The sequence below is a fragment of the Sorangiineae bacterium MSr11954 genome, from assembly GCA_037157815.1.
Lineage (GTDB): Bacteria > Myxococcota_A > Polyangia > Polyangiales > Polyangiaceae > Pendulispora > Pendulispora albinea.
Window position 1 is genome coordinate 7,631,099 of record CP089984.1, and the last position, 14,881, is coordinate 7,645,979.

Genomic DNA, 14,881 nt, shown 5'->3' on the forward strand with positions numbered 1-14,881 from the left:
GCTCTCGGAGCAGGGCCTCGCGAAGGCCGTTCACTCCACGGGATTGCAAATCGCATTTTCGCCGGATCGCGCGATCGCCTATGCGTCCGCGCGCGATTCGTATGGGCCGGCGCAGGCCGCGTCGGGCGCGGCGCCGTTCATCGGGTCCGATGCCCCCCTCTGCCACGGCGGGCGATATCGTCGTGGGCGATCCCATTTTGCTACCGCCCGATTCGCGCGAGGACGGCGGCGGCGCTGGCGGAAGCGCGCCCCTGGAGCTGCAAGGTACGGCTCCCCTCGGCCCGGCCGCGGAGCGAACGTCGATTGTACTTTGCACGAAGTGGAGCGGCTCGTTCTCCGATACGCACCTGGGGGAGGATTACGTGGACGAGGGGCACGTCGAGCGCCTTCGAGCCGAGGGGCGCGCGATCGATCGCTGGGTTCGCGATCCGCACCCTGCGCGCTTTGCCTCGGCGACCGTGAGCGGCTCGGCGGGCGCCGTATGGAAGGGCGCGCTGGATATCCAGGGCTGTACGCCCACCCTCTCCGTGGCGCCCGGCGCCTATTCGTTCACGGTCACCACCAAGCTGGTCTCGGGCACCACCACCTACGATATCTACAAGGTGTTCGAGCCTACGCCGGGTAAGAGCTGCACGCCCACGCGCATCTCCAACCCGCCCAAGCGATGGTGCGAGAGCAACGATTCGGTGATGACCAGCTTCACGGTGCAGAACGTCACCCGCGACGTGCGGCGGGTGGACGTCCCCGCGGGCCCGGAGACGCCGTCGTCGCGCGTCGCGTCGGTGGCCGGGCAGGTGCTGGCCACCCCCGATCGCGGCCTCAAATCGAACGACACGTATACCATTTATGCCAACAGCGGCTGTCCTTATTACAAAGATCCGAGCACCGGCGTGGTCTGGTACAACTGGGACGAGGCGTGCGGCGGGAGCACGGCGTACTTTGGTTTGAGCCAAGCGGCCGATCACCACGATATGACCACCGTGAAGTACGTGATCGCGCACGAGCTCGGGCACCAGATGCAAACGCACCAGGCGAGCTGGATGCTCTCCGGGGGCGGCGATTATCCGCCGGCCGCCTCGGCCCCCGCCGCGTGCAAGTGCGATTTCGTGGAGGCCGCCAACAAGCTGCATTGTTTGCAGTCGCGCCACGCCTGGTGGACGGCGGAGATCGAAGGGTGGGCCCACTTCTTCGCGCAGCGCACGTTCAACGAACGCACGCGCGACGATCCCGTGTTTGCATATTACAAAGAGGTGCGCACGGACGACGGGATCACGCACCGGCCTCCCTTCGTGACCAACGCGCTCACCCCCGTGAAGTGGATCCCCAACCACTGCCCGCTGGCCAACAAGAGCAGCGAGTGGGATCTGCTCGTCTTCCTGACCGCCCTCCACGGCGGCAGCGCACCGAACGCGCTATCCATGAGCGAAATCTTCGGCGTCTACGAGAAGCTCCGCAGCACCTCGGCGCCGCGCACGTGGAGCGGTATGGATGGCGCGGCCCTCGCCTACTTCGGAAACGATCCGAACCATGTAAAATACAAGCGATTCCACGAGGCCGGCCTGGCGTCGGGCGTCGGCTTCTCGGAGTAGCGGATCACCGCTGCGCGCGCGGATCGTAGCCGGTGTCGATCGCGAGCTCGTTCGGGCCGGCGATGTGCTGCCAGGGGACGAGCTTCAAATTGGTGGCCTTTGGCTCGCCGGAGAGCCCGTCGAGATCGTCGTCGTAGCCGTCTTGCACGATCAAGACGCCAAAGGGAAAACCCGGTAGCGCGACATTCGAGACCTCGGCGCCGTCGCACTCCTGCACGGCGTCGATGCCGCGCGCCGGGTTGGCCCCGATGGAGAAGCTGCCCAGGTACGCATTTTTCCCCTCGCGCGCGAACACGGCGAAGGTGTCGTCCAGCCCCGGCTGCGGCGCGCGCGGGGGCTCTCCATGCGCTCTTCCCTGGCTGGAGGCGATCAAATACCCCTCGCCGCCGGAGGCGTAATAGATGCTCAGGCCCTCCACGTCGCGCGCGATCGTGCTCTGCGGATCGAACGCGGTGGTCTCGTAGAACGGGCGCGTCTCGGCGGCGCCGGTCTGGAGATCGATGCGCCAGATGCCCACGTCTTCCTGCCCGGCGTAGAGGATGCCCGTCTGCTGGTCGACGGCCATACCCTCGAACTGAGGGCTGAAATCTTTGGTGGGATCGGCCTCGTTCTCCTGGGTGAGATCTTGGTCCTCGTAAATGTAAGGGAACAACCACCTTCGCACGAAGGTGGCGCCGATGCGGCCGCCGGGGACAGCGGTGAGCTCGAATTGGGCGATCACCGCCTCGTTGTTTTGATTCACCAGCGCATGGAGCTCGTCCCGGCCCTTGTCGCGGTAGAGGGTCAAGCCGTAGGCGGTGTTCTTGCCGTTATTGGGGTTATCGACCGTCTGGTGCTCGCGATCCGCAGGATCCGGGCGGGTCGGGAACAGCCGCGCGAGCGAGGGATCGGTGATGTCGACCAAGGGCCCGCCCGCGGCTTGGGGGTCGATCTTCCAGATGCGCAAGGAGTCCTGGAGGCGATCGGAGGCGACGGCCACGTCGATTCGAACACCGCCGCCCATATCGAAGTCGTATTGCACATCGACATTGTTGTAACGGTTGATGGGCTCGCCCTCGGCGCCGACCGCGCTGGGGTAGCTCTTCACCAATCGCCCCGAGAGGTCGTAGACGCGCAGGCCGCCCTTCTTCGCCGCCGCCACGATGAGCGACTTGGCGCGGTTCGTCGGATGCACCCACACGGCCGGATCATCCATGTCCGCCGGCTCGCCCTCGCGCGGTGTTTCGACGGCGGCGCTCGGTGGCTCCGAGCTGCACGCGCCGAGCAGGAGCGCCATGGCGGTGCAAACGAGGAAGCACGGTCGAAGTTTCATGGCATCGTCTCCGGGGGTTTCCGCGCGAGTCTTGTACCTCGGACGGTATGGCGAAAAGGTTCCGTTCTGGTGAACGGAGCGTGCGATCCCGGCGAGCCCCGGTCTCACGGGAGCGGCTCACGGGAGCGGCTCGTGCGGCACGACATCGCCCGACACCTTGACCTAATGACCAACGGTCATTAGTTAATGACCATCGGTCAGTAAGGAGGACCAGCCATGGACGTTCACTTTGGGATCCGGCACCTCGCGCTCCGTGTCGCGCACGTGGATCGCGCGGCCACCTTTTACGAGCAGGGCCTGGGGATGCGGCGCTTTACCTCGCAGGACAGGGGCCACATGGCCGTGATGACGTCGCCCGGCGCGCGCGACATTCTGACGTTGTCCGAGCCCGAGGTGCCCACGGAAATCGAGGGCATCCCCATCGGACGCCCCGGCGAGATGGGCGGCGTCGATCATCTGGGCTTCGAGGTGCAGGATCACCTGGCGGTGAAACAAGTCGCCGATCGCTGCATCGCCGCCGGCGGCACCTTCGTGGGGGCGGTCGAGATGGTACCGGGCTTTCCATCCGTGTTTCTGCGCGATCGGGACGGATACCTCCTTCAGCTCTATGGCCTCGCCCCGCACCTGCGTGCGATGTTCGGGTGAATGCCCCCGAAGACCGCCTCGAAAGCCTCGCCCAAGACGCCGCCGCGCCGCCGTCTTTTGCCGGACGCGCGGCGGGCCGAGCTGATCGAGGTGGCCATCCGGTTGATGCGGGAGCGGGGTGACGCGAGCCCCACCATCGCCGATGTCACGGCGGCTGCCGGTGCGGCCAAGGGCACGTTCTACCTGTATTTCGACAATTGGGACGAGCTGGTCCTGGCCATTCGCGATCACTTCGCCGCGGGCTGGAAGGAAGATGTCCTGGCCCGCGCCGCGCGCAACAAGAAGAGCACATGGCACGCGTTCCTCGACCTAGAGGCCGCACGCTTCGTCGACGCGCTGGTGGCGATGGGCCCCCTGCATCAGGCCATTTTCCACGGCCCCGCGGCGTTTCGGCAGGCCGGTACGAACAGCCCCGCCGTCGCGCTGCTGGCGCAGCTCTTGGAGCAAGGGGCGCGCGATGGGGCCTTCGACGTCGACGATCCCCAGGCCACCGCCTCGCTCCTCTTCGGCGCCTGGCATGCGGCGGGAGACGCCATCGATGCCGGTGGCGATCGCGAGCGGCATTTGGGCGCGCTGCGACACCTGATGCGAAAGTGGTTATGAGCCCGGCGCGCCCGCGCGGGCCGCACGAAACATTTGCGTGGACGCGGGGCCTTCCCAGCCGCCATTTCATGCTCTAAACAATCCCGTCTCCGTATGTCGTTCGACTTTCGTCCGCTGCGCCGACGCGATTTTCGACTGCTCTTCGTAGGTCAGTTCGTTTCGTTCTTCGGCAGCATGATCACGTATGTCGCGCTGCCGTATCAGATGTACCAATTGACCCACTCGTCGTTGGCGGTGGGGTCGGTCGGGGTGGTCGAGCTGGTGGCGCTGCTCTCCACGGCGTTCATCGGGGGCGCGTTCGCCGATTCGATGGACCGGCGCAAGCTGCTCTTGGGGGCCGAGTCGCTCCTGACCTTGGCGGCGCTGGGCCTGGTGATCAACGCCCTGCTCCCGGAGCCGAGCGTGTGGGCGCTGTATGGAATCGCCGCCATCATGTCGGCGCTCAACGGGTTTCACCGGCCGGCGCTGGAGGCGCTCTCCCCGCGGCTCGTGCCGCCGGAGGAGATCGGCGGGGTCGTGGCCTTGTCCTCGCTCCACCACACCGTGGGGATGATCGGCGGACCTGCGCTCGGCGGGCTGCTCCTCGCGCACGCGGGCTTGCCGTGGACCTTCGGGGTCGACGTGGCCACCTTCGTGATCTCGCTGGGCGCGCTGGCCATGATGCGCGGGATCCCCGTCCCCGCCGAGGCGGCGCCGCCGAGCTTTGCCCGGGTCATCGAGGGCTTTCGTTATGCCGCCAGCCGGCAAGAGCTGCTCGGCACGTACATCGTCGATATCGTCGCGGTGGTCTTCGGCATGCCGACCGCGCTCTTCCCCGCGCTCGCCGAAGCGCATGGCTGGGGGAGCGGCATCGGCTGGCTGTACGCGGCGCCGTCGGCCGGTGCGTTCGTCGCCACCGTCACCAGCGGCTGGACGCGATCCATCCGGCGCCATGGCTTGGCGATCGGCATCGCGGCCTCGGTGTGGGGATTGGCCATCGCCTGCGTGGCGTTGACGGACCGCCTGGGGCTGGTGCTGTTCTTCCTCGCGGCCGCCGGTGCGGCCGATATGGTGAGCGGTTTGTTCCGCGGGCGCATTTGGAACGAGACCATTCCCGATCATCTGCGCGGCCGGCTCGCATCCATCGAGCTGGTGAGCTACTCGAGCGGCCCGCTGTTGGGGAATGCCGAAGCCGGGGCCGCGGCCGCGCTCTTCGGGCTGCGCGGCTCGATCCTCTCGGGCGGCCTTCTGTGCATCGCAGGCGTCGCCGTGTGTCTCTATTTCCTGCCGCGCTTCGCGCGCTACGATGCCGAGGCGTACATGGCGAGCATCGGCTCGGCCGCGCGATGATGTCGAGATAACGGCAATAGGAAACAGCTTGGCGCCACCGCGATAGCGTTGGAACCAACCGCCTGGATTCGGCTATAACTCCTCCACGAGTGAGGGGAGGAGCGAATCGTGACGAGCGTGGCCCATATATCTACCGGTCATGTGGATGGCGGAAAGCCCATGTTGGGCCCGTTGCCACGGCGGGACTTCAGGGTGTGGACCGATAGGGTATTTCCTACGCTTCGGGCGCTCATCAAAATTGGGCATATGTCCATCCAGGTCGAGGGCATCGAGCACGTGCCCCGCCGCGGTCCAATCATTTACGTGCCCAATCACTCCGGGTGGTTCACCCTCGATACGCTCGTCGGCGCGCTCGCCATCGCGGACCACCTCGGCCTGGACCGGCTCCCATGGGCCGCGGTGGTCGATCAGCTGCTGCGGACCCCGAAGCTCGGGCTCTTCTTCGAGCGAATCGGGGGATTTCCCGCATCCTGGCTAAAAACGCCGGAGGCGATGCCACCGGAAATCGATGCGCTATGCATCTATCCGGAGGGGCCCGAGGGCAACTGCAAATCGTTTTTACACGCCTATCAAATGCGGCCTTGGCGGACGAGCTTCATCCACCTCGCGGCCCTGCGCGGCGCGGCCATCGTGCCCTTGGCCATCATCGGCGCCGAGGAGTCCCTCCCTGCCATTTCGGGGCTCCCCTTTCTGAGGCGGTACATCGGCACGATTTTGCCTTTGCCGCTTACGCCGATACCGCTCCCCGCGAAATGGAAGTTCGTCTTTCACGAGCCCGTGTACATCTCCCGCTCGGATCTCGGCCCCGAGGGCGGTGATTTCGAGGCGCGGCGCGAGCGCGCACGGGAGCTCGCCCTCGGCATTCGGGCGCGACTTCAGCTGACATTGGATCGCGAAACGGCGGACCATAAGCTGGTGCGCTTCTCGAAGATGATCCGCCGCTTGGCCAACTATGGCCCGCCTCGTCTTCAGCGGGCCATCGCACCTGCACCTCCGCTCGAATCCGCGTCGGGGCCCGCATCCAGCTCGTCGGGGTCCGGTCCGTCCTCGCGAAGGGTCCGCCCTCCGCTGTTCGCATTTTCTCGTTCGGCTTCTCCGATGGCGGCGCCGGAGGCCTCTTCGTCGCCCTCTATTTCTCCTCCGCCGCCGTCTCCGCTTCGACAATCGCGGTGAGCGCTTCGTGCAAGGCGGTCATGCGCGATGCACCGACCAGGGCGCGCATCTCGCTGCCGATTTCGGAGAGCACGCCGAGGCCGTCGAGCAAGGCGCGCTGACCGCGCTTGCTGAAGCGCACCAGCTTGGCGCGCGCGTCCTCGGGATCCGGTACGCGCTCCAGCATGCCAAGCGCGACCAGCTCATCGACGAGCTGACCGGCCGCTTGCTTCGTCACCCCCAGCCGTTTTGCGATTTCCGTAAGGCGCGTGCCCTCCAGGTCGATATGCGGAAACAGCGCGGTGTGCGCCACCCGCACCGGCTGACCCGAGCGCTCGCGAACCCTGGCGATGGCGCGCTCGTTGAGCAAGCGCGCGGCCTTGAAGAGCAGCTGCACCGTGGACCGTGCTTTCTCCGCCTCGAGCTTGTGACGGTAGGCGTCGTCGGGCATTGCCTTGCTTACGATGGGCGCGCCAGATGGTCAAGCGCCCTTGACATCCTAGTCAGGCCTCCTTGACAATTTAGTCAGGCATGCTTGACTATATGCATCACGGAGGAACGAACATGCTTCACATGATCACGGACGTCTTGTGGACCTTGGAGGACACGATCCGGCTCGGGGGCGGGATGCAGATGCCGGCGCGCGCGACCATCGTGCGCCTCTCCAAGGGCGGGCAAAGCGGCGAGAGCAAGCTCGTGTTGCACTCGCCGCTGGCGATCGACGACGAGACCGCGCGCGGCATCGCGCGCCTCGGGAAGGTCGAATGGATCGTGGCGCCCAACTGCATGCACCATCTCTTCTTGAAGGGCGCTTGCGAACGATGGCCGAACGCGCGCGTGCTCGGCGCGCCGGGGCTCGAGCGCAAGCTCGGCGAGGGCGTGCGCTTCGAGGCGCTCCCCTCGGAGGGGCCGCTGTTCGACGGCGAGATGGCCGTGCGCCGCATCGACGGCGCGCCATCCTTGGCGGAGCACGTCTTTTTTCATCCGGGCTCGCGCACCCTGGTCGTTTCGGATCTGGTGTTCAATGTGCACGCGGCGCCGGGGTTTTCGCTGCCGCTCTTTCTTCGCATCGTCTCGGCGTGGAAGAAGCTGGCGCAGAGCCGCGTATGGCGTCTGCTCGTCAAGGACCGCGCGGCCGCCGCCCAGAGCGCCGAAGACGTGCTGCGCTGGGATTTCGATCGCCTGGTGATGGCGCACGGCGATGTGGTCGAGGCGAACGCCCGCGAAGAGCTCGCGACCGCGCTCACGTGGATGCGGCACCTACCGAGCCCGCCGCTCTCGGCCCGCACCACGGGATAGCGACCCGGTCACGCGTGGCTGCTGCGGCAGAATGCCTGGTAGCGCTCCTTCACCTGGGCGATGAAGGGAGGCAGCTCCGGCCGCACGTGCTCGACGATTTTGTCGGCCTCGAGGTAATCGGCGATACCGAACTTCTCCAGGGACGGGTTGAAGGTGATATGGGCGCCGCGTGACTCGCGGGTGCCCGCCTCGCGCATCATGAAGAGCATCGCGCGAAAACCATCCTGCGCGCGGCGGATGGGCGAGAGCTGCGAGAAGATGCGGGTGGCCTCGCGGGCGTGCGTCTCGCGCGCGAGCTGGCACGGGCTGGGGATCACGTTGGAGGCCACGATGAAGTCGGCCCCTTCGCGCACGAGGGCGTTCACCGGCACGTTGTTGGCGACGCCCCCGTCCACGCAGCGAACGCCGTCGGCGAGGATGTGCGGAGGGAACACGGCCGGGCACGCGGTGCTCGCGAACATGGCGTCGATGGCGGGGCCATGGCGAAAGATGCGCGCGCGGCCGGTCTGGATGTCCGTGGCCACCGTGACCACCCGCAGCGGCATGTCTTGCAAGTAGCGATGCTCGAGCAGGTTCTTGGCGATGAAGCGCGCGAGGGGCCTTCGCGTCACCGGGAAGAACGCAAAACAAAAGGCGCTCTCGCGCCGGAGGGCGACGAGGTTGTCGAGCCCCTCGAGCCCGCGGCTCGCGTACGCGCACGCGACCATGCTGCCCACGCTGATCCCCGCCAGGATATCGATGGGGATCCCCTCCTCGTGGAACGCGCGCAAGAGCGCCACGTGCGCATAGCACCACGCCGAGCCGCCCCCGAGCGCCAGGCCCACGCTCTGGCGCGCGATCGTTCGCGTGAGGCGCTGCAGCGCGCGCCGGCCCTCCGACGGGAGGGCGCCGTAGCGCAGATCCGCGCCGTGCGCTGGGTCGACGAGCAAACGCATGGCGCCGTCCCGGACCATGTTGGTCTCGCCGGCGCGGTGCTGCGGCCGGAGCTCGACGTACTGCGCGGGCGCGAGCTTCGGCGTCTCGAGCGGGAACGAGCGGCGCGGATCGCTCGTGAAGTAGACCGACGACGAGATGCGCTCGGCGATGATCGCGTCCCACGAGGGCCTGGCGAGCCAGTCGATGGCGCGCTCCATCTGCGTGTAGAGGATGCAATAGCGCGCGCCCAGACGCTGCGTGCGCTCGTCGAGCGCGCGCAGGGCGCGGGTGGGATCGTCGGGCAGCGCCAGAACGCCGTCTCGCGCCGCGAGCGGGTGACCCTCGGGGGCGATCTCGAGCAAGGCCGCGCGCTTCTCGCCCCGCGCGGCGAAGGCGTCCGGAAGGAGCGCCGCCACCTGCCGCATGGAGTACGGAACGTGGCCCGCGACCAGGATGCAATCTTGGGGCAAAGGCGGCGCGCCATACGCATGCACGCCGTTCGCCTGCGTACCGTTCGCCTGCGTAGCGTTCGCCTGCGTAGCGTTCGCCCGCGTGCCGAGCGCCCGCCGCACGGAACCGCACGCGCGGCGGAGCGCTTCGAGATCCGTGCGCGCGATGGCCAGCACCTCCGTCTCGTACGTGGCCTCGGCCGACTCGGTGCGCGCGGTCTTGGCGAGGAGGTCCATCTCCCCGAACGACACGCCGCGCTCGAGGAGCACGGTGCGCTCGCGCGCGCCGCCCGCGGCGACATGTTGCGTCAGCTCCACCTCGCCGCGCACGACCAGGTAGCCATACTCCGAGGGCTCCCCCTGCCGATACAGGAAGGTTCCGGCCGCGAAGCGCAGCAAGGTCGCCTCGGCGAGGAGCCGCTGACGAAGGGCCGACGTGGAGTTTCGGAACAAGGGTGCGTGCTGCACCAGCTCGTCGAGCTCGCGCAACCTCTTGTCCTTCGAGAGGCGGATGGCGAGCTCCGGCCGCAAGCCCGGCGCTGCGAGCTCGGCGCGAAGCAGCGCGTCGTCGTCCCACACGGCGACGGCGGTGTCGCGCCGGGTGCCGTACGAATAAACGTGCGGCTCGCCGAGGATCAACCCGGCGCCAAAGACGTCGCCGCGCCCGAGGCTGCGGAAAACCTCGCGCAGCCCTTCGCCCCAAAACGCGTCGACCTCGCCCTTGAGGATGAGAACGAAACGATCGGCGCGCTCGCCGTCGCGCGCGACGAGGCGATCGGACGCCATGCGCTCGAGCCGCGCGGTGCGCGCGAGCGCCTCGAGGTGCGGTTTGGGGAGCGCGCGAAAACTCGGCGATATGCCGATGATTTCCTCGAGCCGCACCCACTCGTCGACCTCGGGCGAGGAAGCCACGGCCTCCCAAAAAGTGGCGGTCGTCTTTGCAACGTCGCACGTCATGAAGACATCCTCCCTCCCGAACCGGCCTTTTTCACCGGATGGGCCTTTCGCGCGAAGCCCCGGCGCGCATTCGAAACGTACACGAAATATTCATATCGAACTCATTCAACTAAAATACGGACATAACAAATCAATCGTCGAAGCTCGACCTTCCGATCACGGTTCGGATTCGTATTTTTGAAGTTGTCAATCGAACGCCCCGAGGTTGATCCGTCACGGCGGTCGAGCGATATCCCATTAATAACACTTGCGTTCCTCCACGTATGATCTAAGTAATGCGACGCGTTGAGCGGAAGTTGAGCGGAAGTACTCCAATGAACTCGCACCGATCGGGTCCTGGATCATGGCTTCGAGCAATCTTCGCAGCAGTTCATCTGCGCCGCCGATGCACGGCGCATTGCTGACTCGATATCGCGACCCCGATGGGCGGAGGAGCGCGGTGCAACTCGTGGTGTCGCTCGCCGTGTTCGCCGCGGGGTGGGCGCTCGCGTGGGCGAGCCTGCGCGTCTCCTACGCGCTGACCGTACTGGTCGCAATCCCCACGGCCGGGTCCCTGGTGAGGCTCTTCGTCCTCCAGCACGATTGCGGCCACGGCTCGTTCTTCGCGTCGCGCAAGGCCAACGAGGTCGTGGGGTTCGCGCTGGGTGTGCTGACGATGACGCCGTTCCAGTGTTGGCGTCGCTACCACTACGTGCACCACGCGTCGTCGAGCAACCTCGATCGCCGAGGCTTCGGCGATGTCCGGATGCTCACCGTGCGGGAGTACATGGAGCTCACGCCCTTTCGGCAGTGGGTCTACCGCCTGTACCGCTCGCCCTTCGTGCTCTTCGGCGTGGGGCCCTTCCTCTTGTTCGTGCTGCGGCAGCGCCTGACCTATTACATCCCCAAGGACTGGAAGGTGGAGCGCCTGAGCGTCCACGTCACCAACGCGGCCATCCTCGCGTGCGTCCTCGGGATGATCCTGCTGGTGAAGCCGGCGCCGTTCTTCGCGGTTCACGTGCCCGTCATGGCGTTCGCGGCCTCCATGGGCGTGTGGCTCTTCTACGTGCAGCACCAGTTCGAGGACACCTACTGGCGCCGGCGAACGGATTGGGACTTCGTGGCGGCGGGGATGCGCGGAAGCTCCCACTACGATCTGCCCCCGGTCCTGCGATGGTTCACGGCGGACATCGGGATTCACCACATTCATCACCTCGACTGCCGGATTCCCAATTACCGGCTCCGGGAGTGCCTCGAGGCCAACCCCGAGCTCGCGAAGGTCCCGCGCCTCACCTTGCGCGCCAGCCTGGCGTGCGCCTCCTTGAAGCTCTGGGACGAAGATTCGCAGAGGATGGTGCGGGCATACGCGCTCGCGCACGAAGTCTACTCACTCCAGCAGGGAGAAAAAGGGCTATGAGCATGCACGCGATGGCCGTCGCGATGGGGCAGACCGTACTGGGGGCTGCGCTGGGCTATCTCGCCGCGACGTTGGTGGAGTCGTACGCGCACCACTACATCTCCGACGCGCGTCCCCGCGCCGTCCGCAAGTGGCAGAACTACCCGCGGTTGTTCAAATACCTCATTCGAACGCACTATTCCCACCACAGCGTGCACCACCTGCGGACGTACCGGCAGGATCACGTCACCCAGTTCCGCTCGGACGAAGAGCGCCGGGTGCTCGACCTCGAGCTCATGGAGCGCGGCGCGCACGGGCAAATCGTCATGAAATCGAATTATGCCGTCAAGCTGCATGGGACGGGGGCGTTCGTCTTCATCGCGCCGCTGGTGCCCGTCTTGCCCGTGATTTATCTGCTCTTCGGGCCTTGGGGGCTCTTCGGCGGCTTTCTTACGATGTCGTGGCCACCCCTGTTCAGCAACTATTTCCATCCCTATTTGCATATGCCGCACGACACCGCCATCGCGAAGGCGCCGCGCCTCATTTCCCTGCTCCTGCGGACGCGCTACGGCCGGGCCATGGCGCGCAATCATTTCATGCACCACCGCTACATGAACTCCAATTTCAACCTCATGCTCGGCGGGGACGTTCTGCGCGGGGTGGCGCGCCGCCCCGATCAGAAAGATACGCTCGAGATGCTACGAATCGGCCTCCGCATCGACTGACGGGGTGATCATGCTGCGCGCGCACTGGCTCGATTATTTGCTTTCGTTGGTGATGGCCCGCCGTCCTCTCTTCGGCTCCGGCTGGGGCGATTCGGCGCGCCTCGATCGCTTCTTGATGGGCTTGGGGCTGGAGGAGCCGCCCGAGCCCCTGGCGATCGCATGGTCCCCCTCGCGGGAGTACCGCGGCTTCGTGGTCCGCGACGGCACCTTCGAGTCGCCCATCGCGGAGCTTCCCCATGCCGCGCACCGCGGGCACTTGCGCGCGCTCTTGCCGCGGCGGCAGCGCTTTGCGCGCCCTCGGGCCATGTATGTGTCGCTCGCGGGATCCGGCGAAGAAGGGTTTGCCGTGCGCCTGCGCCTCTTCGGCCCCTTGGTGGAGCATTTCGGCATTGGCGTGCTCCTGCTCGAAAATCCGTTCTACGGGCTGCGGCGGCCTCCGGGGCAACGGGGCTCGGCGATCCGTACGGTGAGCGAGCACATGTTGATGAACCTCGCGATGGTGAAGGAGAGCCTCGGCCTGCTCGAGTCGCTCGCCGAGCAAGGGCACACCCGGCTAGGGGTGACGGGCTTCAGCATGGGCGGGGCCATGGCCGCGCTGACGGCGGCGATCACCCCGCGCCCGGTTGCCGTGGCCATCTTCTGCGCGGGGCGCGCGCCGAAATATGCGTTTACGCGCGGGCTGCTCACCCGCTCGATCGACTTCGAGCACCTGGGCCTGACGGAAGGCGGCCGCGAGGCAGCGCGGGGCAGGCTGCGCCGGCTGTTCGCCACGGCGGATCTCGATCGGCACCCCGTGCCGCGCTGTCCGAAGGCCGCGGTGATCGTGGGCGCGCGCCACGATGGCTATGTGAGCCCGGAGGAAGTGCAGAGGCTGCACGAGCTGTGGAAGGGAAGCGAGGTTCGATGGCTGGACACGGGTCACGTGGGCGCCATGCTCCGCCACACGGTGGCTCTGCGCCGCGCGGCGGTCGATGCCATCGATAGGCTGGTGGTGGTGCGAAGGGAAGACACCATCACCCCGGGCACCCCGAGCGTGGCGGAGCGCCCGAATTGCGTGTCGTTGTGACCGGCCCCATGGCGCTTTTCTCTTGCGCTTCCCGCAGGCGACGCCAAATTCTGGACGCAAGTACGAATTAGGCCGCGGCCCGCTCGAGCCGATTGCACGCTCGAGACGTCGAACCGACGCGGCATGTGACGTGACGGAAACAATCGTTCAACGGGGGGAGAGGGCGGTGGCTTCGAATTGGTCGCGGTATGCGGAAGGAGGGCGGTATCTCCCCTAGAAAGGCGGTACGGCAACCCCAAGTGCCATAACGAACGGAACTTCGTTCGACGTTCATGCGACATCATGTCGTCGATGGGCAGCGACCAAAGGAGCAGAGCACATGGCCAATATCAATTTACCGAAGACGCCATTCGACCTAAAGAATCCACTGGATGCTGCGCAACAGGCCGCGCAAAAGGCGCAGCAGGCCGCGCAGGACCTCGCGCAACAGGCGCAGCAGACGGCACAACAGGTCGCGCAACAAGCGCAGCAGACGGCACAACAGGCCGCGCAGCAGGCGCAGCAGACGGCGCAGCAGGCCGCGGATGCGGTGGGGCAGCTGACGGGTAAATTCCTCTCGCCCTTGATGAAGTTCAACCAAGCTTTCTTCGAGTCGTGTCTGCAGCCGGAGCGCCTTCCGCCCGGCGCGCAAGACGCCTACGTCGAAACCGCCAGCAGCGTCCAAAAGCCTCCGCCCGGAACGAACCCCGTGGTGCTCATCCACGGCACCTTGGCCAACCGTTACAATACGTTCCGGAACTTGTCTCCGGAGATCAAGGCGGCAGGATTTGCGGTTTTCGCCCTCAACTTTGGCGGGCTACCCACCCTTCCGAAGGTCATCGGCGGCGCTGCGGACATTCGGGAATCCGCCAAAGAGCTCGCGCGATTCGTCGACGACGTATTGAGCAAGACCGGTGCCAAGAAAGTCGACCTGGTGGGCCACTCCCAAGGCGGTGGCATCCTACCCCGCTGGTACATCAAATACCTGGGCGGAAAGGACAAAGTCGACAAGCTGATTGGGGTCGCCCCCGGCAACCACGGCTGCTCGGCAATGGGTCTGTCGACTCTCACCTACATGATCTGCAATCTTCTTCGCATTCAAAATATCTTCAGCGCGCCGGCCAACGCGCTCGTCGGCCCGGCGCTGCTTCAGCAGACCGACGGCTCGCCGAGCAATCTCCATCCGGAGTTGGACGAGGGCGGCGATTGCTGCGACGGCGTCCACTACGTGAACATCGTGACGATCCGTGACGAAGCCGTCACACCGTACGGGAACGGCTATTTGAAAGCGGGGGACGGTCAAAAGGTCACCAACCTGACCCTCCAAGATTACGATGGGTACAAGTTCGACATGACCGAGCACCTCGGCATGACGAGCAACCCCGTGGTCATCGAGCTCGTCAAGCGCGCTCTCGCTGGAAAACCGGTCGACACGAAGAGCGTGATGGTCACGCCGTCGCCCCTTTATTTCACACCGTAAGCTCCA

The 14,881-nt window shown here is 66.1% G+C and carries 13 protein-coding genes; 10 read left to right on the forward strand and 3 right to left on the reverse strand.

Annotated elements, in window-relative coordinates; genetic code table 11:
• The first annotated feature begins 149 nt into the window (after window positions 1-149).
• Window positions 150-1,589 (forward strand): hypothetical protein, encoded by a 1,440-nt coding sequence (locus LZC94_29550; protein WXB11987.1) that lies wholly within the window; start codon window positions 150-152, stop codon window positions 1,587-1,589.
• Between the two features lie 4 nt (window positions 1,590-1,593).
• Here LZC94_29550 and LZC94_29555 read toward each other — a convergent pair whose 3' ends face one another.
• On the reverse strand, window positions 1,594-2,901 hold the full coding sequence (locus LZC94_29555) for a phytase (GenBank protein WXB11988.1): 1,308 nt from the start codon (window positions 2,899-2,901) through the stop codon (window positions 1,594-1,596).
• A 216-nt stretch (window positions 2,902-3,117) separates the two neighbouring features.
• Here LZC94_29555 and LZC94_29560 point away from each other — a divergent pair, with 216 nt between their 5' ends.
• The 4 genes from LZC94_29560 (at window position 3,118) to LZC94_29575 (ending at window position 6,651) form a co-directional block, all read left to right on the forward strand.
• Window positions 3,118-3,546: a VOC family protein gene (locus LZC94_29560; GenBank protein ID WXB11989.1), complete on the forward strand. Its 429-nt coding sequence runs from the start codon at window positions 3,118-3,120 to the stop codon at window positions 3,544-3,546.
• Window positions 3,547-4,149 (forward strand): TetR/AcrR family transcriptional regulator, encoded by a 603-nt coding sequence (locus LZC94_29565; GenBank protein WXB11990.1) that lies wholly within the window; start codon window positions 3,547-3,549, stop codon window positions 4,147-4,149.
• A gap of 93 nt (window positions 4,150-4,242) precedes the next feature.
• Window positions 4,243-5,478 (forward strand): MFS transporter, encoded by a 1,236-nt coding sequence (locus LZC94_29570; protein ID WXB11991.1) that lies wholly within the window; start codon window positions 4,243-4,245, stop codon window positions 5,476-5,478.
• Between the two features lie 246 nt (window positions 5,479-5,724).
• Window positions 5,725-6,651, forward strand: coding sequence for a 1-acyl-sn-glycerol-3-phosphate acyltransferase (locus tag LZC94_29575; GenBank protein ID WXB11992.1), 927 nt, complete (start codon window positions 5,725-5,727; stop codon window positions 6,649-6,651).
• On the opposite strand, the gene LZC94_29580 is transcribed toward LZC94_29575, so the two are convergent.
• Window positions 6,608-7,081, reverse strand: coding sequence for a MarR family transcriptional regulator (locus tag LZC94_29580; protein ID WXB11993.1), 474 nt, complete (start codon window positions 7,079-7,081; stop codon window positions 6,608-6,610). The two genes, LZC94_29575 and LZC94_29580, sit on opposite strands and share 44 nt — an antisense overlap.
• Window positions 7,082-7,194: 113 nt before the next feature.
• On the opposite strand from LZC94_29580, the gene LZC94_29585 reads away from it, so the two are divergent.
• Entirely contained in the window at window positions 7,195-7,929 is a 735-nt protein-coding gene (locus tag LZC94_29585; GenBank protein WXB11994.1) for a DUF4336 domain-containing protein, read from the forward strand.
• Window positions 7,930-7,937: 8 nt separating this feature from the next.
• Here the strand turns inward: LZC94_29585 and LZC94_29590 are convergent, their stop codons facing one another.
• On the reverse strand, window positions 7,938-10,250 hold the full coding sequence (locus LZC94_29590; protein WXB11995.1) for a patatin-like phospholipase domain-containing protein: 2,313 nt from the start codon (window positions 10,248-10,250) through the stop codon (window positions 7,938-7,940).
• 439 nt (window positions 10,251-10,689) lie between these two features.
• On the opposite strand from LZC94_29590, the gene LZC94_29595 reads away from it, so the two are divergent.
• The 4 genes from LZC94_29595 to LZC94_29610 all read left to right on the forward strand — a co-directional run bounded on the left by LZC94_29595 (window position 10,690) and on the right by LZC94_29610 (window position 14,875).
• Window positions 10,690-11,646 carry a fatty acid desaturase gene (locus tag LZC94_29595; protein WXB11996.1) on the forward strand — a complete coding sequence of 319 codons (957 nt, stop codon included), beginning with the start codon at window positions 10,690-10,692 and terminating at the stop codon, window positions 11,644-11,646.
• Window positions 11,643-12,350, forward strand: a complete 708-nt coding sequence (locus LZC94_29600; GenBank protein WXB11997.1) for a hypothetical protein — start codon at window positions 11,643-11,645, stop codon at window positions 12,348-12,350. Before LZC94_29595 ends, LZC94_29600 begins: the two co-directional genes overlap by 4 nt.
• Window positions 12,351-12,360: 10 nt before the next feature.
• The gene (locus LZC94_29605; protein ID WXB20267.1) at window positions 12,361-13,416 is read left to right on the forward strand and encodes an alpha/beta hydrolase family protein; all 1,056 of its coding nucleotides are present in this window, start codon (window positions 12,361-12,363) and stop codon (window positions 13,414-13,416) included.
• A 319-nt stretch (window positions 13,417-13,735) separates the two neighbouring features.
• Window positions 13,736-14,875: an alpha/beta fold hydrolase gene (locus LZC94_29610; GenBank protein WXB11998.1), complete on the forward strand. Its 1,140-nt coding sequence runs from the start codon at window positions 13,736-13,738 to the stop codon at window positions 14,873-14,875.
• Window positions 14,876-14,881 lie beyond the last annotated feature (6 nt).

Excerpts from the sequence above, each read along its gene's own strand:
- LZC94_29550 (WXB11987.1), top strand. The coding sequence starts at position 150 with ATGCCCCCCTCTGCCACGGCGGGCGATATCGTCGTGGGCGATCCCATT.
- LZC94_29555 (WXB11988.1), bottom strand. The coding sequence starts at position 2,901 with ATGAAACTTCGACCGTGCTTCCTCGTTTGCACCGCCATGGCGCTCCTG.
- LZC94_29560 (WXB11989.1), top strand. The coding sequence starts at position 3,118 with ATGGACGTTCACTTTGGGATCCGGCACCTCGCGCTCCGTGTCGCGCAC.
- LZC94_29565 (WXB11990.1), top strand. The coding sequence starts at position 3,547 with ATGCCCCCGAAGACCGCCTCGAAAGCCTCGCCCAAGACGCCGCCGCGC.
- LZC94_29570 (WXB11991.1), top strand. The coding sequence starts at position 4,243 with ATGTCGTTCGACTTTCGTCCGCTGCGCCGACGCGATTTTCGACTGCTC.
- LZC94_29575 (WXB11992.1), top strand. The coding sequence starts at position 5,725 with ATGTCCATCCAGGTCGAGGGCATCGAGCACGTGCCCCGCCGCGGTCCA.
- LZC94_29580 (WXB11993.1), bottom strand. The coding sequence starts at position 7,081 with ATGCCCGACGACGCCTACCGTCACAAGCTCGAGGCGGAGAAAGCACGG.
- LZC94_29585 (WXB11994.1), top strand. The coding sequence starts at position 7,195 with ATGCTTCACATGATCACGGACGTCTTGTGGACCTTGGAGGACACGATC.
- LZC94_29590 (WXB11995.1), bottom strand. The coding sequence starts at position 10,250 with ATGACGTGCGACGTTGCAAAGACGACCGCCACTTTTTGGGAGGCCGTG.
- LZC94_29600 (WXB11997.1), top strand. The coding sequence starts at position 11,643 with ATGAGCATGCACGCGATGGCCGTCGCGATGGGGCAGACCGTACTGGGG.
- LZC94_29605 (WXB20267.1), top strand. The coding sequence starts at position 12,361 with ATGCTGCGCGCGCACTGGCTCGATTATTTGCTTTCGTTGGTGATGGCC.
- LZC94_29610 (WXB11998.1), top strand. The coding sequence starts at position 13,736 with ATGGCCAATATCAATTTACCGAAGACGCCATTCGACCTAAAGAATCCA.